The organism is Hymenobacter cellulosivorans, assembly GCF_022919135.1.
Classification (GTDB): domain Bacteria; phylum Bacteroidota; class Bacteroidia; order Cytophagales; family Hymenobacteraceae; genus Hymenobacter; species Hymenobacter cellulosivorans.
In genome coordinates, this window is the sequence record NZ_CP095049.1 from 4,841,632 (window position 1) to 4,866,604 (window position 24,973).

General features: G+C 60.0%; 21 protein-coding genes. 17 read left to right on the forward strand and 4 right to left on the reverse strand.

Going from position 1 to position 24,973, the window contains the following annotated elements; all coding sequences use genetic code 11:
• The first annotated feature begins 97 nt into the window (after positions 1-97).
• The 10 genes from MUN80_RS20480 to MUN80_RS20525 all read left to right on the forward strand — a co-directional run bounded on the left by MUN80_RS20480 (position 98) and on the right by MUN80_RS20525 (position 13,309).
• Complete coding sequence (locus tag MUN80_RS20480) at positions 98-868, forward strand: OBAP family protein (RefSeq protein WP_244715819.1); 771 nt, start codon at positions 98-100, stop codon at positions 866-868.
• Positions 869-935: 67 nt separating this feature from the next.
• Entirely contained in the window at positions 936-2,630 is a 1,695-nt protein-coding gene (locus MUN80_RS20485; protein WP_244715821.1) for an MFS transporter, read from the forward strand.
• Between the two features lie 270 nt (positions 2,631-2,900).
• Positions 2,901-3,590 carry a peptidase associated/transthyretin-like domain-containing protein gene (locus MUN80_RS20490; RefSeq protein ID WP_244715823.1) on the forward strand — a complete coding sequence of 230 codons (690 nt, stop codon included), beginning with the start codon at positions 2,901-2,903 and terminating at the stop codon, positions 3,588-3,590.
• Between the two features lie 216 nt (positions 3,591-3,806).
• On the forward strand, positions 3,807-5,600 hold the full coding sequence (locus MUN80_RS20495; protein WP_244715825.1) for an ABC transporter ATP-binding protein: 1,794 nt from the start codon (positions 3,807-3,809) through the stop codon (positions 5,598-5,600).
• 299 nt (positions 5,601-5,899) lie between these two features.
• Entirely contained in the window at positions 5,900-6,772 is an 873-nt protein-coding gene (locus tag MUN80_RS20500; RefSeq protein ID WP_244715827.1) for a M48 family metalloprotease, read from the forward strand.
• 127 nt (positions 6,773-6,899) lie between these two features.
• A complete protein-coding gene (locus MUN80_RS20505; RefSeq protein WP_244715829.1) occupies positions 6,900-7,793 on the forward strand; it encodes a PhzF family protein in 894 nt (297 codons plus the stop codon).
• A gap of 121 nt (positions 7,794-7,914) precedes the next feature.
• Positions 7,915-8,745 carry a DNA-formamidopyrimidine glycosylase gene (gene mutM / locus MUN80_RS20510; RefSeq protein WP_244715831.1) on the forward strand — a complete coding sequence of 277 codons (831 nt, stop codon included), beginning with the start codon at positions 7,915-7,917 and terminating at the stop codon, positions 8,743-8,745.
• Between the two features lie 303 nt (positions 8,746-9,048).
• Positions 9,049-9,546, forward strand: coding sequence for a hypothetical protein (locus MUN80_RS20515; RefSeq protein ID WP_244715833.1), 498 nt, complete (start codon positions 9,049-9,051; stop codon positions 9,544-9,546).
• 250 nt (positions 9,547-9,796) lie between these two features.
• Entirely contained in the window at positions 9,797-12,193 is a 2,397-nt protein-coding gene (locus tag MUN80_RS20520; protein WP_244715835.1) for a TonB-dependent receptor, read from the forward strand.
• Positions 12,194-12,208: 15 nt separating this feature from the next.
• On the forward strand, positions 12,209-13,309 hold the full coding sequence (locus MUN80_RS20525; RefSeq protein WP_244715837.1) for a PepSY-associated TM helix domain-containing protein: 1,101 nt from the start codon (positions 12,209-12,211) through the stop codon (positions 13,307-13,309).
• A gap of 221 nt (positions 13,310-13,530) precedes the next feature.
• On the opposite strand, the gene MUN80_RS20530 is transcribed toward MUN80_RS20525, so the two are convergent.
• Positions 13,531-14,565: an SDR family NAD(P)-dependent oxidoreductase gene (locus MUN80_RS20530; protein WP_244715839.1), complete on the reverse strand. Its 1,035-nt coding sequence runs from the start codon at positions 14,563-14,565 to the stop codon at positions 13,531-13,533.
• Positions 14,566-14,746: 181 nt separating this feature from the next.
• On the opposite strand from MUN80_RS20530, the gene MUN80_RS20535 reads away from it, so the two are divergent.
• Both MUN80_RS20535 and MUN80_RS20540 read left to right on the forward strand, forming a co-directional pair.
• On the forward strand, positions 14,747-15,250 hold the full coding sequence (locus tag MUN80_RS20535) for a DUF4890 domain-containing protein (protein WP_244715841.1): 504 nt from the start codon (positions 14,747-14,749) through the stop codon (positions 15,248-15,250).
• A gap of 159 nt (positions 15,251-15,409) precedes the next feature.
• Positions 15,410-16,039 (forward strand): HAD family hydrolase, encoded by a 630-nt coding sequence (locus tag MUN80_RS20540; protein ID WP_244715843.1) that lies wholly within the window; start codon positions 15,410-15,412, stop codon positions 16,037-16,039.
• A 1,528-nt stretch (positions 16,040-17,567) separates the two neighbouring features.
• Here the strand turns inward: MUN80_RS20540 and MUN80_RS20545 are convergent.
• From MUN80_RS20545 to MUN80_RS20555, 3 genes are all read right to left on the reverse strand, one after another.
• A complete protein-coding gene (locus MUN80_RS20545; RefSeq protein WP_244715845.1) occupies positions 17,568-18,002 on the reverse strand; it encodes a DUF4262 domain-containing protein in 435 nt (144 codons plus the stop codon).
• Positions 18,003-18,340: 338 nt separating this feature from the next.
• A complete protein-coding gene (locus MUN80_RS20550) occupies positions 18,341-18,859 on the reverse strand; it encodes a hypothetical protein (protein ID WP_244715847.1) in 519 nt (172 codons plus the stop codon).
• Between the two features lie 180 nt (positions 18,860-19,039).
• Positions 19,040-19,816 (reverse strand): sulfite exporter TauE/SafE family protein, encoded by a 777-nt coding sequence (locus tag MUN80_RS20555; protein WP_244715849.1) that lies wholly within the window; start codon positions 19,814-19,816, stop codon positions 19,040-19,042.
• A gap of 148 nt (positions 19,817-19,964) precedes the next feature.
• Here MUN80_RS20555 and MUN80_RS20560 point away from each other — a divergent pair, with 148 nt between their 5' ends.
• From MUN80_RS20560 to MUN80_RS20580, 5 genes are all read left to right on the forward strand, one after another.
• A complete protein-coding gene (locus MUN80_RS20560; protein ID WP_244715851.1) occupies positions 19,965-21,554 on the forward strand; it encodes an MDR family MFS transporter in 1,590 nt (529 codons plus the stop codon).
• A 112-nt stretch (positions 21,555-21,666) separates the two neighbouring features.
• A complete protein-coding gene (locus MUN80_RS20565) occupies positions 21,667-22,707 on the forward strand; it encodes an LLM class flavin-dependent oxidoreductase (RefSeq protein WP_244715854.1) in 1,041 nt (346 codons plus the stop codon).
• A 108-nt stretch (positions 22,708-22,815) separates the two neighbouring features.
• A complete protein-coding gene (locus tag MUN80_RS20570) occupies positions 22,816-23,268 on the forward strand; it encodes an ankyrin repeat domain-containing protein (RefSeq protein ID WP_244715856.1) in 453 nt (150 codons plus the stop codon).
• A gap of 143 nt (positions 23,269-23,411) precedes the next feature.
• A complete protein-coding gene (locus MUN80_RS20575; protein WP_244715857.1) occupies positions 23,412-24,479 on the forward strand; it encodes a bile acid:sodium symporter family protein in 1,068 nt (355 codons plus the stop codon).
• A 219-nt stretch (positions 24,480-24,698) separates the two neighbouring features.
• Positions 24,699-24,935: a hypothetical protein gene (locus MUN80_RS20580; protein ID WP_244715859.1), complete on the forward strand. Its 237-nt coding sequence runs from the start codon at positions 24,699-24,701 to the stop codon at positions 24,933-24,935.
• The last annotated feature ends 38 nt before the right edge of the window (positions 24,936-24,973 follow it).

The following is a 24,973-nucleotide window of genomic DNA, read 5'->3' on the forward strand; positions in this document are numbered from 1 at the left end:
GGCACCTAGCCAGATTACCGGTTACAAGCCTCCGGGAATGTATCCTCGGGGGCTTGTTCGTTTTTACCCCGCTATTCTTTCACCTAATCCTTTTCGTATGCCGCGTTTCCTTCTGCTTCGCTTCCCTCCTGCTTTTCTGACGGCCACGGTGCTGCTTACCACCGCCTGCGGCGACAACAACACCCGCTCCCCGGTCGAAGCGCCGGGCGCGGAGAAGTCGGCCAAGACGCGGGTGCTGGAAGCCGGAGCCGACGTGCTCCAGGGCAAGGAGCCGCTGCAGAAGCTGAACATGTACCTCGACGGATTCCACTTCTACAACGGGGCCCTGGGCCAACAGATGGAAGCCCACCATTTCTGCGCCAAGCTCAACGAGGACGTGACTCAGTGCGTGATTTACGACGGCAACGGCCCCGACGCCAAGATTATGGGCATCGAGTACATCGTCTCGAAAAAACTGTTTGAGCAGCTGCCCGCCGAGGAAAAGCCCCTTTGGCACAGCCACGTGCACGAAGTAAAATCGGGCACGCTGGTAGCACCCGGCATCCCCGACGTGGCCGAGCACGAGCTGATGGAAGAGCTGGTTTCGACCTACGGCAAAACCTTCCACACCTGGCACACCGACCGGGACAAAACCCTGCCCCTGGGCACGCCCCTGCTGATGATGGGCTTTACCAAGGACGGGCAGATTGATACTAACATGGTGGCCCAGCGGGATAAGCGCCTGGGTATTTCCTCTAAGCAAAAGCGACAGCAGCGCGCCGACATCGTGGCCCCGCCCGTGGCGCCCGGCGCCGATGCCTGGGAAAAAGGCGAGGTCCGGCAGCTCGGCGTCGTGCCCGACGCCAAGACGGCCCTGCACCACCACTAGGCCCACAGCACGCCGCAAGTAAGCGGGGGCGGCAACTCAGGCCGGCTGTCCGGAGTATTTCCCGGGTATGCCTGCTTCCGTTTCTGCTCCCGCCGCTCCCGCTGCCAGTACCTCGCCGTTTACCCCGCTGCGGATTCCGTTTTTCCGCATGCTCTGGATTGCCTCCTTCGTGTCGAACATCGGCACCTGGATGCAGAACGTGGGGGCCGTGGGCCTGATGACCGAGCTGACGCCCTCGCCCATCCTGGTGTCCTTGCTGCAGACGGCCTCGGCCCTGCCGGTGTTTCTGCTTAGCCTGCCCGCTGGGGCCCTGGCCGACCTGGTGGACCGCCGTAAGATGCTGCTGCTCACCCAGACCTGGATGGCGGGTACGGCCCTGGTACTGGCTACCGTCACGCTGCTGGGCTTTACCACGCCCTGGCTGCTACTGTTGCTCACCTTTATGCTGGGCTTGGGTGGGGCCCTGAACAACCCCGTGTGGCAAACCGTAACGCCCGAGCTGGTACCCCGCAAGGAGCTGCCCCAGGCCATTGCCCTCAACAGTGTGAGCTTTAACCTGGCCCGGGCTTTCGGACCGGCCCTGGGCGGTTTGGTTATCGGTTACTTCTCGGCCGGGGCGGCTTTTCTCATTAACGGCCTTTCCTTTCTGGCCACGATGTACATGGTCTGGAGCTGGAAGCGGGAGCCCCAGGCAACCTCCCCGCTGGCCGGGGAACGAATCCTGGCCGCCATCCGGGGCGGCATCCGCTACGCCCGCTACGCCCCGCCGGTGCAGAACATTCTGGTGCGGGGCGTGAGCTTCACCTTCGGGGCCAGCGCCCTGTTTGCCCTGATGCCGGCCGTAGTGGCCCGCCGCCTCCACGAGCCGACCTCGTTCTACTCCCTGCTGCTCTCGTGCATGGGCCTGGGCGCGGTGCTTGGGGCCTTTATTCTGCCCCGTCTCAATAAGTACCTGAGCATTAACTGGCGCGTCACGGCGGCTACGGTGGCTTTTGCGGCGGGTTTGCTGGGGTTGGCCTTTGCTGATAACCACTGGCTGCTCTACGCGCTGCTCACGCTCGTTGGGCTGGCCTGGATGCTGGTGCTCAACTCCTTTAGCGTGGGTGTGCAAACCGTAGTGCCGCGCTGGGTGCAGGCCCGCACCATCAGCCTGTACCTGCTCACCATTCAGGGCGGCATGGCCCTGGGCAGCATCGTGTGGGGCGGGGTGGCCGAACGGGTGGATATTTCCTGGGCCTTGGCCGGAGCCGCCGTTTGGCTGCTGCTAAGCACCCTGCTGGTGCTGCGCTTTGCCCTGAGCAGCGGCGAAACCATCGATTTTACACCCGCCCGTCCCCGCCTGGAGCCGGTGCTGGCCGAGGAGCCAGTGCCCACCCAGGGCCCGGTCATCGTCACGACCACCTACCACGTGGCACCCGAGCACCGGCAGGCTTTTGTGTTCATCATGGACCAGCTAGCCGACATCCGCCGCCGCGAAGGTGCCATCCGCGTGGGCACCTACGCCGACTTGGCCGACCCCAGCCGCCTGGTAGAGTACTTTATGGTCGAAACCTGGGAAGAGCACGAGCAGCAGCACGAGCGGGGCGTGAGCCGGGAAGAAGCCGAGCTTAAAATTCGGGCCCGGCAGTTTCACATCGGCCCTGAGCCGCCCGTCATTGCCCACCTGCTAGCCCAGCACGCCCTGCCCCTGGCCCCCGAGCAGCCCATGGTGCCCGGCAGCACCCGCCTGGTGGCCAGCACTGCCGGCGAAGCCACCTCGTAATGGACGAATGTGGGCAATGTGGGCAATGTGCTGAAGTAATAGGGTAAAAGCTCATGTCCTTGCGAGCTTGCGAAGCCATTCGTTCTCTAAAATGGACGGAGCCTTCTATCTTGACAAGCCTAATCGGTGCATAGGCAAAAGTGCTTTGTGGGAAAAGACTGGGGCTACCTCCGCAGAGGACGGATTACTTCGGCTTTCAGCCTGGCAATGACACCTTTACCACAATGGCACCTCTGCATCTTCCTTCCTCCACATTAGCCCATTAACCCGATGATTTCAATTCCGCAGCCCTGCGCTCAGCCCTGGGCCACCATGTCGCCGACGGCGGCGGGTCGCCACTGTGCCGCTTGCGCCACCGAAGTGGTTGACTTTACCCGCCTCAGCGAAGCCGAGATTCTGGCCTTTCTGGCCCAGCGTAGCGGGCAGCGCGTGTGTGCCAATGCCTACGTGACGCAGTTGGCCCCGCCGCCCCCGGCAAGCCGCTGGCGGCGCTGGGCTGTGGCGGCCCTGGCTCTGCTGGGTTGGCAGTCGGTTTCGTCGTGCGCCACCCAGCCGCCTCAGCAGCCACCTACCACGGCCACCGCCTCCAGTGCCACCCCCACGGCCGACCCACAGCAATCCGTTGTGATTCGCGGGCGGGTGCTCGACGGGGTCAATGGGCCGGGCGTAGCCGGGGCCTTCCTCTTTATCAACGACACTCAATACGGCACTGTAACCGACGAAAACGGCCACTTCGAGCTGGTGCTGGCTTCTGGCTGGGCACCCGTACGGGCGGGCCAGCTCACGTTGTGGGTTCAGGGCAGTCCCTTCACCTTCAAGCCCAAAACAGTGCCGGTGACCACGCCCGCCGCCGGCCCGCCGATCGAGTTGCTGATTCAGATGGAATCCATCGAGGGCCGGGGACAGGTTATGGGCCGGGTGGTGCCGCCCAAGCGCCCCGAAACCCCACCCAAAGGCTAATTCGCTACCTGGCAGCCAGGATTAAGCTTGCAAGGGGTGGCCTTACCATCGTTGGTAACGGCCTCTTTCAGCCGCAGGGAAGCCTTACCGGCGGTGGTAAGGGCATTTTCAGACTGCCGCCGTGCCCCGCAGGAGCCGGAAGCCGAATTCCGAAAACTTCTGGGCCGGGTTGCGGCTTTGTACCCGAACTCTTTCTCCTCTCTCGCCACACCACACATGAAACTTCTCTACAGCTACCTGCGCAACTATTGGGGCCTGCTAGCCCTGGCGTTGCTGCTGGCAGCCATCAACCAGGTTTTTTCCCTGCTCGACCCCTATATTCTGCGACAGATTATCGACCGGTACGTGTCGCCGGCGCTGCGCAGCCCCCAGACGCCAACGTTCTGGGCCTTCGTACTCAGCGGCGCGGGCCTGCTGGTGCTCAAGGCCCTGGGCGTGGCCATGGTGTCGCGCATTGCCAAGAACTTCCAGGATTACTACACCAACGTTATTACCCAGCGCCTGGGGGCCCAGCTCTACTCCGACGGCTTGCGCCATTCCCTGGATTTACCCTACCAGGTGTTTGAGGACCAACGCTCGGGCGAAACCCTGGGCAAGCTCCAGAAAGTGCGCACCGACGTAGAACGCCTGATTCAGAGCTTCGTCAACGTGCTCTTTATTTCCCTGGTGGCCATTTTGTTCGTGACCTGGTACGCCATCAGCGTGTACTGGCCCATTGCGGTGGTATACTTTCTGACGATTCCGCTGCTGGGCACGCTGAGCTTCTTTCTAAGCCGGCGCATCAAGGTGATTCAGAAGACCATCGTGGCCGAAACCACGGCCCTGGCCGGCTCCACTACCGAGAGCCTGCGCAACATTGAGCTGATTAAGAGTCTGGGGCTGGCCCAACAGGAAACCACCCGCCTGAACACGACCACCGACAAGATCCTGAAGCTGGAGCTTAAAAAGGTACGCTACCTACGGTCCTTGTCCTTCGTGCAGGGTACGTTCGTGAACCTGATGCGCAACGTGATTCTGCTGATGCTCGTGTTTCTGGTGGTGCAGAAGCTGATTACACCGGGCGAGTTTTTCTCGTTCTTCATCTACTCCTTCGCCATCTTCGGGCCGCTACAGGAAATGGGCAGCATCATCAACATCTACCGCGAAACAGAGGCTTCCCTGGCCAACTACCAGCTCATCCTCGACACGCCCCGGGAAGTGAAACCCAGCCACCCCCAGGTTATCGACCAGATCCAGACCCTGACTTTCGACGACGTGCGCTTCAAGCACCTCTCGGCCGCCACCTCGGCTCTGGACGGTATTTCCTTTGAAACTAAGCTCGGCGAAACCATAGCCTTCGTGGGGCCCTCGGGCTCGGGCAAAACCACCCTGGTCAAGCTGCTGGTGGGCCTCTACCCCCCGGCCAGCGGCCAGATTCGCTACAACAACATTCCTGGCACCGAGCTGGACCTGGACCAGCTCCGGGAGCAAATCGGTTTTGTAACCCAGGACACCCAGCTCTTTGCCGGCACTATTCGCGAAAACCTGCTTTTCGTCGCGCCCCAGGCCACCGACGAAGAGTGCCTGCGCGCCCTGCACCAAGCCGCCGCCGACGGCCTGCTGGCCCGGGCCCCGCTCGGCCTCGACACGGTGATTGGGGAAGGCGGCGTGAAGGTGTCGGGTGGCGAAAAGCAGCGCCTCAGCATTGCCCGCGCCCTGCTGCGTCACCCCACCTTGCTGGTTTTCGACGAAGCCACTTCCTCCCTGGACTCCCTCACCGAGGAAGAAATCAGCACTACCGTGCGCGAATTGTCGGGCTCCCGCCAGCACATCACCATCCTGATTGCCCACCGCCTAAGCACCATTCTGCACGCCGACAAAATTTTCGTGCTGGAGCGCGGCCACATCGCCGAGCAGGGCCGCCACGAGGAGTTGCTGGCCCTCAAAGGCCTGTATTATGCCATGTGGCGGCAGCAAATCGGGGAACGGCCGGCTCCGGCCGCCGCGCCCAAGCAGTTGGCCAAAGCCTAGCGCCACTTCGGCAGAACGCGCTGCAAAAGAGTCAGGTCGGAGCCCTTCCGGCCTGACTCTTTGCTTTATCCCCAGCCGCAGGCAACCCGGTGGCCGTTCTTGGGCTCTTTAGAAAAAGTAACTCCTCCCAAAACAGGCTTTCCCCGGGGTCACGGATCGGTCTTTCGTAGATTTTAGGGAACGATGAGCACGAAAACAGCCGGGTTTACGTTTATAAAATAGCCCCGCAGCTCCCTGGAAACGGTTTATTTTCGGCAGGGTTCTTGACTTAGTAGTTTATCAGCCAAAAGGATTTTTCCATGACCCAATATCGCACGTTCCGCCGCTTCGCAGGTTTGATGCTTGCCGGGTGGCTTCTTATAACAAACGCCGCGCAGGCGCAGACCGGCACCCGCGACGTGCTCCGCGAAATTACCGACGTGGTGGGCCTCAAGCCTCGCTTCGAGTTGCAGGCCACTACCCAGGTACAAAACGCCGCCGCAGTAGTCTACAGTGGCAAACGCTTTCTGCTCTACAACCCGCAGTTCGTAGCCTCCGTGAACCGGGCTGGCCGCACCGACTGGGCCGGTATCAGCATCTTGGCCCACGAAATGGGTCACCACCTCAACGGCCACACCTTGCGCCCCGGCGGCTCCCAGCCGGCCGATGAGCTGGAAGCCGACGAGTTTTCGGGCTTTGTGCTCCGCAAGATGGGCGCCAGCCTAGCTGAAGCGCAAGCCGGTATGGCCGTCGTTTCGGACGAGGAGGCTTCACCCACCCACCCGGGCCGCTCTACCCGCCTTGCGGCTATTGGTAAGGGTTGGCAGCAGGCCAACACCCAGATTGCCGCCAGCAGCCGCGCCACGGCTCCTTCCGCCGCCCCGGTAGCTGTTGCGCCTACGCGCACGCCGGTGCGGGCCGTTTCTAACCCGGCCGTGCCCATGAACGTGGTGGGTCAAATCGTATTCCGTGACGCTCCCGAGCAACGTTATTACCTGACCAGCAAGCTCAACGTAGTTCGGATGCAGAACAACTCGACTGCCCAAGTGGTGGGCCGCGTGACTCGCTCCAACAGCTCGGACTTCCCCTTCATTCTGGTTGACGGCCAGGACCGCCGCCTCTATATCAGTGCCAACGGCGGAGTGTTCAACAACCAGGGTCAGCAGGTTGGCCTGCTTTCCGATCCGTCGTAACCTATCTTGGTTTTCGCCTAAAAGGCCTGCTCTACTCGGAGCAGGCCTTTTTCTTTTCCCGGACGGGCCTCGCGCATCCGCCGCCCGGTGCTAGCTTTGCTGGCTCCACTCCTTATTTCTACGCCGTATGCCTTCCTATCCCTTTCTGCTGGTTGATGCCTTCACCACGTCTGCCCTGGGCGGCAACCCCTGCGCCGTGGTCCTCGATGCCGACGACCTCTCGGCCGAAACCATGCAGCGCCTGGCCCGCGAGTTCAACCAGTCGGAAACGGCCTTCGTGCGCCGCTCAGCGGTAGCCGAGTTTGGGGTGCGCTATTTCACGCCCGCCGAAGAAATTCCCCTGGCCGGCCACCCCACCATTGCGACGGTTACCGCCCTAGTGCACGCCGGCCGCCTGCCCCTGACTCAGCCGCGGACCGAGTTGCAGCTGGAATTACTGGATGGGCCCATCAACATTGCCGTGGAGGCTACTCCCGGCAGCCCGGCCCAAGTGCTGATGACCCAGCGCAAACCGATATTCGGGCAGGTGCACGACCCGGCCGTCGTATTGCCGCTGTTTGGCCTCACCCCTGACGATTTATATCCAGGCTCTGTGGTACAAACCGTTAGCACGGGCACGCCCCAGCTTATGCTGCTACTGCGCGACCACGACGCGCTGCGCCGCTCCCATATTCCCGATGCGGCCGCCTTTGCCCGCTACCGCTTCAGCAGCGACTTTTTCAGCCCCCACCTCTTTTGCCTGGGTGGCGTCACGACCACCGGCAACACCTTTGCCCGCCACTTCGGCACCCCACCCGATATTGCCGAAGACCCAGTGACGGGTTCGGCGACCGGCGGTATGGCAGCATTTCTGTGGCACTACGGCTACCTCAAGAATGCCGAGTTTGTAGCCGAGCAGGGCCACTGGATGGGCCGGCCCGGCACGGTGCTGGTTACGGTGGCAGGACCGCGGGAAGATATTGCGTCGGTGACTATCGGCGGGCCGGGCGTGGTGGTCGTGGCCGGGCAGCTGGAGCTATAGGGCGGGCAAATAGCGAAGCTCCGGTGCAACTCCAGTAGGCGGTTGGATGTTATCCAAAGCCTCCGTTAGCCTGCGAGCCGACGGGGCTTTGGAGTTATTGTTCCGCCCATACTTTCCGCCCGTGCCCGAACTACCCGAAGTTGAAACCTACCGCCGCTTCCTCGACGAAGTTATTTTACACCAACCTATTACGGCCTTCGAAGTGCGCGACGCCCACGTGCTGGGCACCGACGAAGACACGCTGCGCCAGCGCCTAGTGGGCCAGCACGTGACGGGCACACGCCGCATCGGCAAAAACTGCTTTCTCGAGCTGAGCGACGGGTCGGCCCTAGCTCTGCACTTTGGCATGACCGGCGACGTGAATGCCTACCGCTACGACCACGACGCCCCGCGCTTTACCCGCGTGGCCCTGCACCTGGCCGACGGAATGCGCGTAGCCTTCATCGACCCGCGCAAATTTGGCCGCATCCGCCACGCCGAAAGCGTGGACCACTACCAGAAAGCCAAGAAGTTGGGCCCCGACGCTCTGGAAGTAACGGCCGCACATTTGCAGCAAAAGCTGGGCGCGAAAAAGATGATGATTAAGCCCTTGCTGCTCGACCAAAGCATCACGGCAGGGCTGGGCAACTGGATTGTGGACGAGGTGCTGTTTCAGGCCAAAATCCATCCCGAGCGCCGGGCCAACTCTCTCACAGGCAAGGATTTTACCGCTTTGCAAGCGGCTATCCAACTGGTGTTGAGCACTGCCATTGGGCACGAAGCTACCTACCGCCATTTCCCGGCGTCCTTTCTGATTCATGCCCGGGAATGGGACGACTCCGCCACGCCCGGCACCGAGCAGCACCGCTTCTGCCCGCGTCATCCAAAAGTGGAGATAGAAAAAAGCTACGTTGGCGGTCGGGCTACCTACATTTGCCCGCGCTGCCAGCCCGCTCCCAGCGCTATAGAATAGTGCTATTTAGTTTCTTAAAAAGCCTTCCTATCACCTAATAGGAGGGCTTTTTCTGTATTACAATACACTCAAGCACAAAATCTTATGTTTGATTTGTCGAGTTGAACTTTCCTGGCAAAATGTTTGAATAATTGTCTTTTTCCGCGAAAGTCCGAACGAAGTGTTTTACCTTTGGGTTAGGTCAGCAACTTGGAGGCAAGTGTGACGGAGAGTTTGTGTAGTTGGAAGAAGAAAATCAGTGCCTATGCCCCACGGCTACAACGCGTTATTGCGTGATGTTTCATTCACCTTATTGTCGTTTTCATGAAGAAACTGCCCATTTTCCTGAGCCTGGCGGCTGCTACCTTGTCGTTGGCAGCCTGTGAAAAAGAATTGGAAGAAGTAAGTGCGCCCGTTCAGGAAGCAGTAGCCGTGAAATCTCAATCGGCCACCGACCTGCTCTCGGCTGGCGGCTGGCGCCTCACGGACCTTACCTCGCGCACGATTACGCCGGGCTCCTCAGAGGTGCCGACGGTCAGCCTGCTGGGCCGCCTCAAGCCCTGGGTGCAGGATAATACCATTGAATACAAAGATGGCGGCGCCTACAGCGTAAACGAAGGGGCCCTGAAAGCCTCACCCGACGCCCCTGCCCTGACGACCGGTGCCTGGCAGCTCAACGCCAAAGGTGATTCGCTGACCGTACGCCAGGATAAGACCGTGCGTCGTTATGCCATTGCCGAGCTGACGGCCTCCACCCTACGGCTGAACTACTCGGAAGGCACGAACCCGGTAACGACCTATACCACGGTGTTTTCGCACTAAATCAAGCAGTTTTTCTGCTTACGTCGACAAAAGACCTTGCTGCGCTAGCAAGGTCTTTTTTTTTGCCTCCTAGGCACTGGGTGAACTAGCTGGCCCGCTTGTACGAGCAGCTCAACGGTAAGAACTGAACTGCTCAGACAATTTTGGGAAGATTAAAACCTCATTAATAATTTATAATAATTCTAAATAGCCTTGATAGTTTAGAATGCAAGCTCGTCCTTTGCGCTATTGATAATCATTCTAAATAGACATGGCGAACTTTTCCTCGCTGCGTAGCGGACTTGGGCTCAGTGTTTTACTGAGCACTTTCAGCATTCAGGCAATAGCTGCCGACTTTGGTACCCTCTCGGGCATAGTCCGGCGCTCCGACGGACAACCGGCGGCCTTTGTGACCGTGGCACTCCAGACTACCGACCTAGCTACCACGGCCGATGAACAAGGCCGCTACCGTTTGCCCCGCGTGCCCGCCGGTTCTTACACATTGGTGGTGCAGGGCGTGGGCTACACCCCACAGCAGCAAGCCGTCGTGGTAACTGCGGGCCAGGCCACGACCGTGGACGTGGAAGTGCAGGCCAATACGACCAGCTTGAGCGAAGTCACGGTAACGGGCCGCAGCTACACGGCTTACCAGCGCGACGCTACCAACATTGCTACCCGCTCCGAGACGCCCCTGCGCGACATTCCGCAGAGCGTGCAGGTACTGCCCGAGGCCGTGCTGCGCGACCAGCAAGTGCAGCTGCTCCAGGAAAGCATCCGCAACCTAGCCGGCATCACCCAGTTCGGAGGCTACAACGACTTCAACATGCGCGGCTTCCGGTCTACGACCGGCAACTTCGCCTTCAACGGGCAGCGCCTGGGCAGTTCGTCGTACACGCCCCAGCCCACCTATAATCTGGAAAGCGTAGAGGCCATTAAGGGGCCGGCCTCGGTGCTGTATGGCTTCGCGGCCCCGGGTGGCATCATCAACCAGACCACCAAGCTGCCCCAGGCCGAGGCCCGGCGCGAGGTGCGCCTGACTTACGGCAGCTACAACCAGCTACGCGGCGTGGCCGATGCTACTGGTCCGCTCACCGCTGACGGCCGCTGGCTGTACCGCGTAGTGGCCGGGGCTGAGCGCACCGACCACCAGATGCGGGACTGGAAAACCCGCAACTTCTTTTTGAACCCTTCCCTGACGTTCCGGCCTACGGACCGCACCAACCTGACCCTGACCACGTCGTATTTCCACCAGAACGAGGACGGCGGCACCTGGTACAACCGCGGCATTATGGCCGTGAACGGCGACCTGGGCGTGCTTCCGCGCGACTGGAGCCACCACGACTCGGATGACAGGGGCACTGACCGTATCGTGAATGCCCAGTTTCTGGGGCAGCACCGCTTCACTGACAAGCTAAGCCTCCACGTGCTGGCCCGCTACAGCTACTACAACTCGCTGCAGCAGTATCACCACATCAACCGCCGCAGCTACGACGCGGCGACAGGCACCATTAAGCGTCACTTCCGCGACTTCGATGACTACAACCACGACGTGTTCGTGAACAGCTACCTGACCTGGAAACCCACTACCGGCTCGGTGGAGCACACCGTGCTGGCTGGCTTCGACTACGGCAACACCCAGCGCCACTACACCTACGCCCAGAGCTACGAGGGGGTGGCGGGCCTGAACATTTTTAGCCCGCAGTATGGCAACCTCGACCGGGGTACTTACCGCGGCGAGGGCTACAACGCCCGCTACGAAAACCCCACCCGGTTTGTGGGCGCCTACGTGCAGGACCAACTCACGCTCACCGACCAGCTGAAAGCCGTGCTGGGCCTGCGCTACGACACCTACCGCAGCAGCAGCCTCGACCAGGACCGTACCGAACAGGTTAGTGACCCGGCCGCGGCCGTGGTACTCACCCGGGATACGTCGTCGGTGTCGGCGTTCGTGCCGCGGGCGGGTTTGGTATATCAGCCGCTGCCCGAACTGAGCCTCTACGGTTCCTACAGCCAGAGCTTCGAGCCCCAATACTCTAACCTGCCGCGCGCCGGTGGCCCCTTCGACCCCGAAACTGGCAAGCAGTGGGAAGTGGGGGCCCGCACCGAGCTGCTGGGCCGACGCCTGGTGGGCTCCCTGGCCTTCTACCGCATCCGTAAGGTCAATATTCTGACTACCGACCCCACCGACCCCGACGGACAGCGCCAGATTGCCGGCAACGAAGCCACCAGCAAGGGCGTGGAAGTGTCGGTGACGGGCCGGGTGCTGCCGGGTCTGAATTTGATTACCAACTACGCCTACAACGAGGCCCGCATCACCAAGAACGGCAACCCCGACCAGCCCTACGGCTCGCCGTGGTTTGAGAATGCGCCCAACCACTCGGGCAACCTCTGGGCCGTGTACACGCTGCAGCGCGGCGCGCTGGCGGGCCTCGGCATTGGCGGCGGCGCTTACCACGTCGGCAAACGCTACAGCTTCGACTCGGGCTTCTCGATTCCGGCCTACACCACCTTCGATGCGGTGGTAAATTACCAGCACAAGCAGGTTTCACTGGCTCTGAATGCCTACAACCTGGCCGACACGCGCTACTACTCCGGGGTGTTTTTCCGCGACATCGTGTGGGTGGGCAACGGCCGTTCCTTCCGTCTGACGGCGGGCTACACCTTCTAAGCGCTAGCTACTGCCATGTCGCGCGCCACGCTTACCCGCCGCTTATTTGCTCTGCACAGCTGGCTGGGCCTGCTGACGGGCGGGTTGCTGCTGGTGGTAAGCCTGAGCGGAGTAGTGCTGCTGTTTGAGCCCGAGCTGGACCACGCCCTCAACCCACGCCTGCTACAGGTAACCGCGCCGCCCGGCGCCCGGTCTTCCCTGGACCGGGTGCTGGCCGAGGCGCGCCGGCACTTCCCGCACCCTGCCTACCTGCGCCTGCGCCGTATTCCCACAGTGCCGACCGACGCGGTGGAAGTCAGTGTGGACCAGCCCGACCACACCTGGACGCTGGCTTACTTTGACCCGTACACGGGACAGTATCTGGGCCAGCGCTACGCCCGGGAACATCTTTTCGGCTGGCTACTGGGAGTGCACTATAGTTTGCTGGCGGGCAAGGGCGGCGAACTGACGGTGGCCCTGCTGGGCATGGCCTTGCTGCTGAGTGTGCTCACCGGAGCCGTCGTGTACCGCAAACACCTGCTGCCGGTACTGCTGTTGCGGCCCAAGCTCAGCTGGAAAAACTGGCGCGCGGCCTCCTCCGGCCTGCACCGGGTGGTGGGCGTGTGGGCTTTGCTGTTCAACCTCTTGATGGGAGCTAGTGGCCTATGGATGCTGCGCTATACTTTCCTGCCCGCGACGTACGCAGCGGCCCCGGAAAAGCCCTCGGTTGCCCAGCCCCTGGTAGCCGTATCCCTCGACACCCTAGCCCGCCGGGCGGCTCGGGCCGTGCCCGGCTTCAAACTGCAGGGCCTTGCTCTGCCCCGTACCGCCGCCGATACGGTGGTCAAGGCCTTAGGCCGGTTGGCCGACCGGCCCCTCTACGGCAACTTCAGTCAGACTGTGGAACTCTCGGCCCGTACCGGCCAGGTTCTGAAAGCGGCCGACGTGCGGCAGGCCGGGGTGGGCGAACAGGCGGAACTAGTGGCGCTGACGCTGCATTTCGGGCAGTTTGGCGGCGTACTGAGTAAACTTCTGTGGACCGTCGGCGGCCTGTCCCCAGCCCTGCTTAGCCTAACGGGCTTTGTGCTGTGGCAGCGCCGACGCCGCACGCCCCAGCGCCGCCTAACGCGCGCCTGAACCAGTTTGGTTGACAGATCAGCGTAGGTAGAAGTGGCTATTGGGTAGGCAGCCTGCATAGCCCCTAACAGGTGGCAGGCATAGATAAGCAAAGCCCCCTGTCAATCGTAACAGGGGGCTTTGCTTAGCCAAGTTTAGCCGGGAACACCAGTAGCGCGTTGCGGGCGGCACCGGGTAGCCTGATTTTCAACCATCAAGCTTAACAACTGACAACAAACAACTTACTCGTTGTTCTCCTCAGCTGCCTTGCGGGTGAGAATCGTCAGGGGGGAACGGCTGATGGCCGACTCACTTTCGTAGCCGGTGCGGCGCACGTTGGCGACGGGACTTTCGCCGGTAGCGGGCAGGGCGCGGTTGAGCCAGCTCAGAATATCGGTGGTGGTGCCGGGCAGCAGCCCGTGGAAGGCGGCCAGCAGCTTGGCCGGTAGAGAAAGAATAACTTCGCTGTCACCGCGGCGGCAGGCATTCCAGATTTGACGGGCGGCCTGGTCGGCACTCATGGTGATGCCGGGCAGAGAATCGGCCACGCTAAACCAGGCGTATTCTTTCTGCTGCTGCCCCTTGACCATAGCGTGGCCGGGGCTGCCGGTGCGCATCAGGCCCGGGCACACCGTGGTGACGCTGATGTCGTACTGCTTCAGTTCGGCCCGAAAGCCTTCTGAGAGGCCTACGAGGGCAAACTTGCTGGCGCTGTAGGGCATCAGGTGGGGCAAGGCCACCTTGCCGCCCAAGGAGGAAATATTGACGATGCGGCCCGCGCCGCGGCGGCGCATACTGGGCAGCACGGCGTACATGGCGTGCAGCGGGGCCCAGAAATGCAGGTTCATGCACTCCTCATAGTCGCGCACCTCCATATTTTCGAGTGGGCCGCCAAGGATAATACCGGCGTTGTTGATGAGCACGTCGATGGGGCCGAAGCGTCCTTCTACTTCGGCCACCATGGCCCGCACTTCCGTTTCGTTGGTGATGTCGTGAGCCAACGTCAGCACGTCGTCTTCGGACGCACCGCAGGCCCGCAAATCCTGGCGGGCGCGCTCCAGTTCGTCGGCGTCGCGGGCGCAGATGGCCACCCGGGCACCTTCCACTACGGCCTGCCGGGCCAGCACCAGACCCAGGCCGCGGGAGCCGCCGGTGATGAGCACTACACGGCCGTTGAGGTCGTAGGAGCCGCGGCGGTTGACGAACAGCGTGGCGGCGGCCATCAAAACGCCGGCGCCCGCGGCAGCCAGCCAGTTATTTCGGGATTGTCGCTTCATAGCTCTCTTGTAAGCAAACCCGGCCGGAAAGGTTACACTCGGGGCCGAGGCCGCGGGGCAAGAAAACCGGCAACTGTCGCGTTATTGGCGCTGTTGTGTCATTTTTGGCACCATCTTTACGTGGGCTAGGTTCTATCAATACGAAATAACCGGCCTTTTTGCCCTGACATACCGGATGACAATGAAACCCTCTTTGCTGGCCTCCCTTCTGCTTTCGGCGGCCGTAGCCCAGGCCCAGACGGCCCCCGTTAAAACCAAAACCAAGACCGAGGTGGCCGGCACCACGGTGAAAACCAAGACCACGGCACCTGCTAAACCCGCCGCGGCCCCCAAGCCCGCCCCTGCGCCCTCGGCCGAAAAAGTAGAGGCCAAGGCCAACGCCCTGACCGACAACATGCGCCAGGGCCTGAACCTGACGCCGGCCCAAACCGAGAAAGTACGCCAGATTAACCTGACCAGTGTGCGCAACGTGGAAACAGCCCGCCTGCAATACCGCGCCGACGTGCGCAAGCTCAACGCCGTGGTAGACGACATCGGGCAGTCACGCCTGGCGATGCTGAAGGACGTGCTGGCCCCCGACCAGTTTGCCAAGTACCAGCGCAAGCGCGAAGAGAAAATGGGCGTACCCAACGCCACCGGCAGCCAGGGCAACGCCGCGCCCGGCCTGCCCAGCCGCGACGAGTAAACACTATTGAATTTGAAAAAAGCGGGGCCGCCTGGCAAGGTGACCCCGCTTTTTTGTGGTCGTCAGCCAAGCCCGTAGGCCAACAAAACCGGTCCGGCGGGGGTTATAGCAGCTTGGGGCTTCGGTTTTGAAGCCCTAATTCCACCAACTTTGGCCTTGATGCAGCTTCAACTAGACAGCCTGATTTTTGATCTGGACGGCACCCTCTGGGACGCCACCGCCACCGTAACCGAGGGTTTCCGCCGGGCCCAGCAGCAAGTCGACTACGTGCATACCGAGCTGACGCTGGAGGCCGTGCGGGCCGTGACTGGGCAGCCGTATCCGGTAGTGTACGAGCGGCTGTTTCCCTATCTGAGCAAGGAGCAGCGGGAGGAATTCCGCTTGATTTGTGCTGTCGAGGAGCTGCGTAGCGCCCAAGAGCGGGGCGGCGTGCCGTATCCGGAGCTGCGCGAAACGCTGGAGTACCTGCGCCGGAAGTACCGGCTCTTCATCGTCAGCAACTGCCAGACGGGCTACATTGAGGCCTTTCTGGAGCACACCCAGACCAGCGAGTTCTTCGAAGGCCACCAGTGCTTTGGGACCAAAAACCTGCCCAAGGCCGACAACATCCGCGAAATCGTGGAGCAGTTTGGTTTGCAGAAGCCTGCCTACGTGGGCGACACCGAAGGCGACCATAGCGCCTGCCGGGCCAACGGCCTGCCGTTCATTTTTGCCGCCTACGGCTTCGGCACGGCCCCCGACTACGAGGCCCGGCTTAATGCTTTCAGTGACCTGAGGCAGCTGCTGTAGCGGGCGGTTGGGTGTGATCTACTCGTGTTTTGCATTGGTCAAGAGGGGTTTTCAGTTTGCCCAATAGTATTTTCGATTCGCCAAGGAGTGTTTTCGATTAGCTAAAGGGTCCAACTAGAACGGCTGCCAAAATTGCAAGCCACCCGCCAACATCGGCCCTGACAAGCAGCCCGAATAGCCGGAGAGCCGGGGCCTGTTCTATCTGCTCCTCACTCCACGTGCCGGCCGCAGAAACACGCTACGCCGGAGTTCACGAAACTTATCCCCGGTTGCGTCTATTGAACTTTGATTTCGTGAACGAGTTTTTTGAACCCAACCTGAATAGTGGAGGGTGTTTACTGTGCTTGTCAGTACTCACAGGGAGCGGTTCAGAGAAACGAGCGTTATTTTACTAACATGATGCGAAACGCAGTACTTTTTCTGTTGGCAGCGCTGGGCACTGTAGAATGTAAGGCACAAGCTTCCTGCGATTCGATGTATGTTCGCTACGACGCCTGGATGGCCGGCAAAGCAGGGGTAGTCTTATTCGACCAACCACCCCAAATTACGGCTGGCAAAGAGCGGTTACGGACCTATAATGTGCCCAAAGACCACGTAGGTGTTGCTTACATCCGGGTTCTTCTGGATGAGCGGGGCACCCCCTCTTGCTTGCGGCTGCACGTAACGAATGAGCTCATCCGACCCGAGGTGAATGAGATTGTCTCCACCTTGAGGTTCACGCCAGCCTTGGTGCAGGGAAAAGCTATACCAGCCATTATGAGCTTCGTCGTGGGATTTGTGGAAGGTTCACCCCCAACCACCACAAAACGCCGCTGGAAGCTCTGGTCTCATACCACCGAAAGCAGATAGCTTAACCGGCTGATCATCGACTGAACTCACTAGTGCAGTCTTGTATACGAAAACGGTCATTTACGCAGCTATTCTCCAGTTGCTCGACTTAACGTAAGGCTACTGCTAGGACAAGTGTATATCTTCCGCCCCTGCTACACAATAGCTCTATGTTGAAATGGTTCGGTATGATCTTCCTACTGGTCTCTTGTACGAAGAAGCCTCTCTTGCATTATGCTGTACTAGATAATGTCACCGTGCAGGAGAAGCTTATGGCGTATATCCTGCATAACCCCATTGATTCAACTCAGCTGTATCACCTGGAAGTGACTGAGCAAGGCGATAGCACGGAAGTGAAAATGTCTTCCTTGATCGGTACGACAACTGTACTACAGATCCTAGAGCCCTGTGATCTGGTGCAGTTGGGTGCCTATCAAGTGTTAGTGGTCGCAAGTACATGTGCTCAGAACCCGCCCTTGGACCTGCAAGCGTTTGCTAAGCAGCATGCCCTACCTCTTAGTAACAGTCGGATAATAGGACGGCACATCCGACCCAATGGCGATACTGTCACCATGCAGGAGACAATTTTCTATCACCCACCGGTACTGCAGATCAAGCTGCATCTCAACCAAGTGGTACGAGTTAGAATCAGATAGCATTTGAGCGTTCAAATAAACGGTCGTTCGGGAACGAAGATTTACTACTTGAATAAGGCTTCCTGATTGAAAGGGTTATAGTCCTCATCTCCTGGAAACCGACTTTGGGCGTCGGGCCATAGGCATTGTAGGACGGGGAAAGTAGAGTCCCCGTAAAAAACTAAAGCCCTGCCAAAGTACTGTTCGTAGGCCGTGACTGGCACCGCCTTAAACAAGCACGGGTAGTTGTCGAGCACGTCATCGTACAGGCCATCGGGTTCCCGCACCAAGCCCTGGGCCACGGTGTTGCCAATGTCATTAAGCAGGTCTTGCGCCAGATCAATGTCCAACCCGGAGAGCACCACCTCCGGATGCCCGAATGTTTCGAACAAGCCTACTGTGTAGGAATATAACGGCTGGGTGTCTCCCACAACGCTGAACACCAACCACCGATGCTTTTTGATGTTGGCGGCTAATTCCGCCCGGGTCGTATTCTTCATTGCCATAGGCCAAATGTACAGTTCAGGAAAACGGTCCAAACGAGGCACCACACGTTAGTGCAGGACTGTGGGAATTTGGCCAGGTACACAGTACTCCAATGGCACTGTCCATACTTTGGTTCTAACGTTGCCGGTGCCTCCCTCCCAGATAGGTTTGGCTTCGAGGTCGCCGTACCATATTGCAACGTGTTCCTCAGGCACTGCTTCGTCCCCAATGAATTCCCCAGCCAAGGCGATAATGACACATGGGAGGCCGTTCAATTCAACAAGATCACCTCTTTGAGCAGTTAGCATAAAATGGAGCAGAATGTGAGCGCTATCTAGATAACTTCCCTAGTTCACGAAAACGGTACTTTGGGCAGCATTTGCGACGTATCAATTTGCACTTTGCCCTCTCTTTCCGTGATGCGCCATGGCAGCGGCTCATAGATAAGACCCGGATCCGTCTCCAGCTTTATGTGCTCTTGTTGCAAGACCTGATCGATTTCCTGTTGCAAGGCCTGCGGATTGACTAATTGATCAGAATGCTTCGAGTCATAGACAAAGACAAGGTAGCCCCGGTGGCGCGCCCAGAATTGAGGGTAGTGCTGTTGCGTTTTGGGATGGATGCCCGACTGGCTGATGTACACACGTTGCCCGCCAAAGATGCCCATCCAGGTTACCGCTACCACGGCTTCCTTAGCATCTACTTCTGCTTGCGCTACTTTCGTGATATACTGCTCAATGTAGGTATGAACCGTTGAGTCGAGTGCTATTTCATACAACGTACCAGTACAAGGAATTACGGTGGTCTGTTTCGCCTGATCCGTGCAGGAACAGAAGAACAGCACGCAGAACAGGACGGTAGAGAGGCGCATAAGAGACGTCAGTAAAGGTAGCCTTTGCCATGTACGGAGCTAAGGTAACAGCATGTACCTACCTGTTCCTAGTCGTCTGATTATGTTCAAGAAAACGGTGGTTTCAATTCACCAAGAAGTGTTTTGAGTTAGCCAAATGTCGTTCTGAACCCGGCAACTGAGGACGACGAAGGGCCGTCGCTAAGCAGCCTTGAAGGTTTCCCAGCCTAGCTTGAGGATGATGCCGCAGACGACGACCAGGAACAGCACCCGCACGAAGCCTACGCCCTGCTTGAGCGCCATGCGGGCCCCGAGCGTGGAGCCCAGCATGTTGCAGGCAGCCATGGGCAGAGCAATGTGCCAGATGATGTGGCCGGTGTAGGCAAAATAGGCCAGGCTGGTCAGGTTGGTAGCTACGTTGACCATTTTCGAGGAGGCCGAGGCACTCAGGAAGTCATAGCCGAACAAGCCCACGAAGGCAAAGAGCAGAAAGCTGCCGGTGCCGGGTCCGAAAAACCCGTCGTAGAAGCCGATGACCAGGCCAATGGCCACACCGTAGAGCGGCTCCTTGCGCTCGGGCAGACGTGGGGCATGAATGGCGCCGAAATCCTTGCGCCAGAAGGTGTAGATGGCAATAACGACCAGCAGGCCCAGCACCAGGGGGCGCAGCAGCTCACTGGGCAGCAAACTCACCAGCCGGGCCCCCAAAAAAGAGAAAATGCCGGCCGTAACGGCGGCCGCGCCCACGGCCCGCCAGCGGATGGGCACCTGACCCATGTAGCGCCGCAGGGCTGCCGCCGTGCCCGCAATAGACGACACTTTGCCCGTGCCCAGAATGGTAGGCACCGGTACGCCCTGCAAGAGCAGCAGCATGGCCGGCAGCTGAATCAGGCCGCCGCCGCCCACGATAGAGTCGATAAAACCGGCCAGAAAAGCAAAGGCGCAGAGTAGCGCCAGCGTCGCGTCGAGAAAGTCCATAAGCGCGGCAAAGATACGGGCGCACTTTTCTTACGGTCCTGCGTACAGGGGTATTTTCAGGGCCAAAAAGCCCGATTTCCACGGTTGAGCTGCGCTGAAACCGTGGAAAGTTCGGACCGCGCCGCCGTTTCTACCGTACCTTCGGGCCATGACCGAAAATCTAACCCAGCGCAGCAAGATGCTCACGCTGGCTGGGGTGCTGCTCGCCCTGTTCCTGAGCTCCCTCGACCAAACCATCGTTTCGACGGCCCTGCCCCGCATTGTGGCCGACTTGCACGGCTTCGACCGGTTTGCCTGGGTAGCTACGGCTTACCTGGTGGCCAGCACAGCCCTGGTGCCGGTGTATGGCAAGCTGGCCGACATGTACTCGCGCCGCAACATTGAGGTCACCGCCATCCTGATTTTTTTGACCGGCTCGGCTCTGTGCGGCTTAGCCGGCGAGTTTGGCACGCTGCCCCTGCTCGGCGACGGAATGAGTCAACTCATCATCTTCCGGGCTCTGCAGGGCCTGGGCGGGGCCGGGCTGCTGGCTATGGCCTTTATCATCATTGCCGATTTGTTTTCACCGGCCGAGCGGGGCAAGTACCAGGGCTTCGTGGGCGCCACGTTTGGCACGGCTTCGGTACTGGGCCCGTTTCTGGGCGGCCTGCTCACCGACCACGGCTCGGGCCTGATTCCGGGCATTGCGGGCTGGCGGCTGGTGTTTTACGTCAACCTTCCGCTGGGCTTGCTGGCGCTGTGGTTTATCCTTTCGCGCATGCCCCGCCTCAAGCCCCGGGGCGAGAAAAAGCCGCTGGATTACCTCTCGGCCCTGCTACTGATTATGAGCCTGGTGCCGCTGGTGCTGGGCTTGCAACTCAACAAGGCCGTGTACGGCTGGACCTCCCCGCTCACACTGGGCTTGCTGGGCGGCGCGGCCCTGGCCATGCTGCTGTTCGTGTTCCGGTCGTTGCACTCACCCAACCCGATTCTGGACTTCACGCTGTTTCGCAACCCGGTTTTTCGCTCCGCCAACATTGCCCTGTTTCTGCTCGGTGGGGCCTTTCTGAGCATCGTCATCTTCGAACCCCTGTTCATGGTCAACGTGGTGGGCGTGTCGGCTACCCAGGCCGGGGTGAGTCTGATTCCGCTGTCGATGGGCGTGGTGAGCGGCTCGATGCTGGCGGGCCAGATGGTGGCGCGCTTCGGCCACTACAAGCGCTGGATGCTGGGCGGTGGCCTGATTTTGATTACTGGGCAGGCCTTGCTGGCAACCATGCCGGCCACGGCTTCCTACCAGCAGGTGCTGCTCTACGTGCTGATTTGCGGCGTCGGCTTGGGCCCCAGCATGCCGCTCTATACGCTGGCTATTCAGAACGCCATTGAGCCCGGCTTTACCGGCCAGGCCACTTCAGCCTGCCAGTTTTTCCGGCAGATTGGCGGAGCCATGGCCGCGGCCCTGCTCGGCACGGTGTTAACCTTGAGTTTGGCCCAGACCCTGCCCGCCACAGCAGCGCCGGCCCTGGCTTCCACTGTAGCGGCTCACGCTGAAAGTCGGACAGCGGTGGCCCCAGCGGCACCGCCTACGCCGGAAGTTCGGGCGGCCTTTGCCCACGGTATTTCCCGGGTGTACTTCTGCACGCTCTGCCTGGTGCTCTGTGGGTGGGTGGCCACGTTCTTTATTCCGGAATTGCCGTTGCGCACCTCCAACGCCGCCTGCAAGCCTGCCGCTCCCCCGGTGCTGGTCGGGGCGAAATAACAGGAGGTGGGCCAAGCTGCCGCTAAACCTACTCGGCCCCAACCTGGTTTTATAGGCTACTGAATGCCCGAACGCCCTCGTATAGCGGGCCAGCGGCTTTTCCTCTCTGACTATGAACCACCAACCTCTTTGCCTTAGCATCCTGGACCAGTCGCCGGTGCGGCAGGGCGGCACGGCCCGGCAGGCCATCCTCGAAACCGTGGAGCTGGCCCAGCTGGCCGACCGCCTGGGCTACACCCGTTACTGGGTTTCGGAACACCATAACACAGCCACGCTGGCTGGCTCCACGCCCGAAGTGCTGCTGGCTCACCTTGGCGGCGTTACCAGCCGCATCCGCCTGGGCTCGGGCGGCGTGATGCTGCCCCACTACAGCGCCCTGAAGGTGGCCGAGAACTTTCGGATGCTCGAAACCCTCTTCCCCGGCCGTATCGACCTGGGCATAGGCCGGGCCCCGGGCTCCGACCGCCTCACCGCCTCGGTGCTGAACCCGGCAAATAACTTCGCCGAAAACGATTTTATCGAGCAGCTCATGGATTTGAGCCGCTACCTGACCGACGCCGATGAGGTCGGTTCGATTCAGGAAAAGGTGAAAGCCTCGCCCCGGGCCGAAACCGTGCCCGAGCCCTGGATTCTGAGCTCCAGCGGGCAGAGCGGGCTGTTTGCGGCCTACCTGGGCATGGCCTTTTCCTTCGCTCACTTCATTAACCCTAATGGCGGGCCGCAGATGGTGAGGATGTACCAGGATCGGTTTAAGCCCTCGGTCCACTTGCAGCAGCCTTTGGCCAACGTGGCTATTTTTGTACTCTGCGCTGACACTGAGGAGAAAGCCCGCCAACTGCATGAGTCCCTGGCCCTACAGATGCTCCGGCTGGAGCGCGGCAACCTACAGCCCATGGGGCCTTACGAAGAAATTAAAGATTACCAATATTCGGCGGCTGAACAAGAGCGAATGGTCTACCACCGGCAGCGCATTGTAAGTGGCACACCAACGCAGCTCAAAGCCCAGCTAACCGAGCTAGCTCAGCAGTACGGTGTTGATGAAGTAGTAGCCGTAACAATCACCTACGACTTTGCCGACCGCCTCCGCTCCTACGAGCTGCTAGCGGAGGCGTTTGCACTTACCCCGACTCCGGTGTCAGTGGCCGCTGTTTAGCTAGCCCCAGCCGATTCCCGGCAAAATTATATATAGCTCCGGATACTCACATCCGGAGCTTTTTTGTATTTTTGCCAACCCTATTGTATTCCGACTTCTCTCAACTCTATGAAAAAGAGTTTTTTCCTGCTTATCCTGTTGGTAAGCCTGGCTTCGGCCGCCGTTGCCCAAACCGCCAGCAAAGAACTGTACACGGCTGTGGTCAAGAATAAACCGGCGGATGCCGAAGCCCTGCTCAAAGCCGGTGCCGACGCCAACGCCTCTATCGAGTTGGTGCCCGGCTTCCCAACTACATTCCTGATTACTGCTGCCGGCCACGGCGACCTGGAGCTGGTAAAGGCCCTGGTGAAGTACAAGGCGCAGGTAAACAAAGCCGACGCCTTTAAAGGCACCGCCCTGATGGCCGCCGCCGGTAAAGGCAAGAAGGACATTGTAGAGTTTCTGCTGACCAGCGGCGCCGATGCCAAAGCCAAGGACGACGACGGCAAAGACGCTTTGGCCCACGCCAAGGAAGGCGGCAATAAGGAAGTTATTGCCCTGATTGAACAGAAGTTGATGTAACCATACCGGTTGCCGGCGGCTCCGCCGCCCACCCGACGATACCCCGAATTGGCTGCCCTTACCTGGGCGCCGGCTCGGGGTATCGTCGTTTTTGGGCCCTTTCCCCTCCGACCTCAATTGCCCGCTGCTGCGTACAAGCGCCTATGTCTTCCAGCAACCCTACTCCCGCTCCTGTTTCGGCTGCTTCAGCGCCCAGCCTGCTTTCCCGCCTCGGCATCGACTGGTTTTTGGGCGCCCTGCTGCTGGCCGTGGGTGCGGCCTATTTGGCACCCGGCATCGGCAGCAAAAGCAGCCCCGTGCCGTGGTCGGCGCTGACGAACGGGGGCGTGGCCATTATTTTCTTTTTCTACGGCCTGCGGCTCAGCGCCGACAAGCTCAAGGCCGGCATGCGCAACTGGCGCCTGCACCTGGTCACGCAGAGTGCTACATTTCTGCTGTTTCCGCTGCTGGCCCTGGCCGTGCGGCCCTTGTTTACGGGTCCTAAAGGCGAGGCGCTGTGGGCCAGTATCTTTTTCCTGACCACGCTACCTTCCACCGTTTCCACCTCGGTAGTCATGGTGTCCATTGCCCAGGGCAACCTGCCGGCCGCCATTTTCAACGCCAGCATTTCCAGCTTACTGGGCATTCTGCTCACGCCAGTGTGGGTGAATATGGTGCTGCACACCGGCGCAGCGCAGGTGGGCCTGGGCGGTATGGCAGCCAGTCTGGGCGGGCAGGTAGTGGTACCGGTGGTGCTGGGCATGGCGCTCAACTCCCGCTTCGGGACCTGGGCTGAGGCACACAAGCAACAGCTGCGCGTCTTCGACCAGATTATCATTTTGGTGCTGGTGTACACTTCCTTTTGTGAGTCGTTTGCCGAAAACCTGTTCCGCGACTACCGCGCCACCGATATTCTGGCGCTGGCAGCCGGCATGGTGGCTCTATTCCTGCTGATTTTCGGCCTGATTACGGCCGTCAGCCGCCTGCTCCATTTTTCGGCCGAAGACCGGATTACGGCCGTGTTCTGCGGCTCCAAAAAGTCGTTGGTGCACGGCACGGTGCTGGCCAAGGTTCTGTTTGCCAATACCATTGCCCTGGGCACCCTGCTGCTCCCGCTGATGCTCTACCATGCCCTGCAAATCATCCTGGCCAGCGTTATAGCCCAGGCGACGGGGCGGCGCATGAAGGCTCAGGAGCAGCCCGCACCCGTTCCCGCCCCGGTTTCGCGCTAGACTATCCCTTATTCATAAGCTCAACTCTAATAATACCCAGCATGTTAGCAGTCTTGCACTTATCCCGGAGCGGGAAGTTTTTAATTATTTAACACAGCAAAAACTGCCTTTACGCCGTATAGGAGCCAGATTTATCTACCAATCAGAATATATTTTTCATTGATATGAACTATCGAATGGAAAATATGATTGTGGCCCTGAAAACATAACTCATTTACTATGCTTACCGTGCAGTTGGCGAATGCTGGATTCTACGAAATTTCCTGGCCTACGCAAGTAATTGAAGGCACAACCTTTATTCGCCCCGGTGCTCGCGAATCGGTGCGGGTGTTTTTGCCCCGCGACTCGTCCGAAGTAGAAGTGTACGCCGGTGCCCTGAAGGATGGGCAACTCGTGTACCAGGGTCCGGCCGAAACCGCCGCGCAGCTGGCCTTGCTGGGCAACCGCAACAACTAAGTACGGCAGTACTCCCCATTACCAAAAAAGCTCCTGAC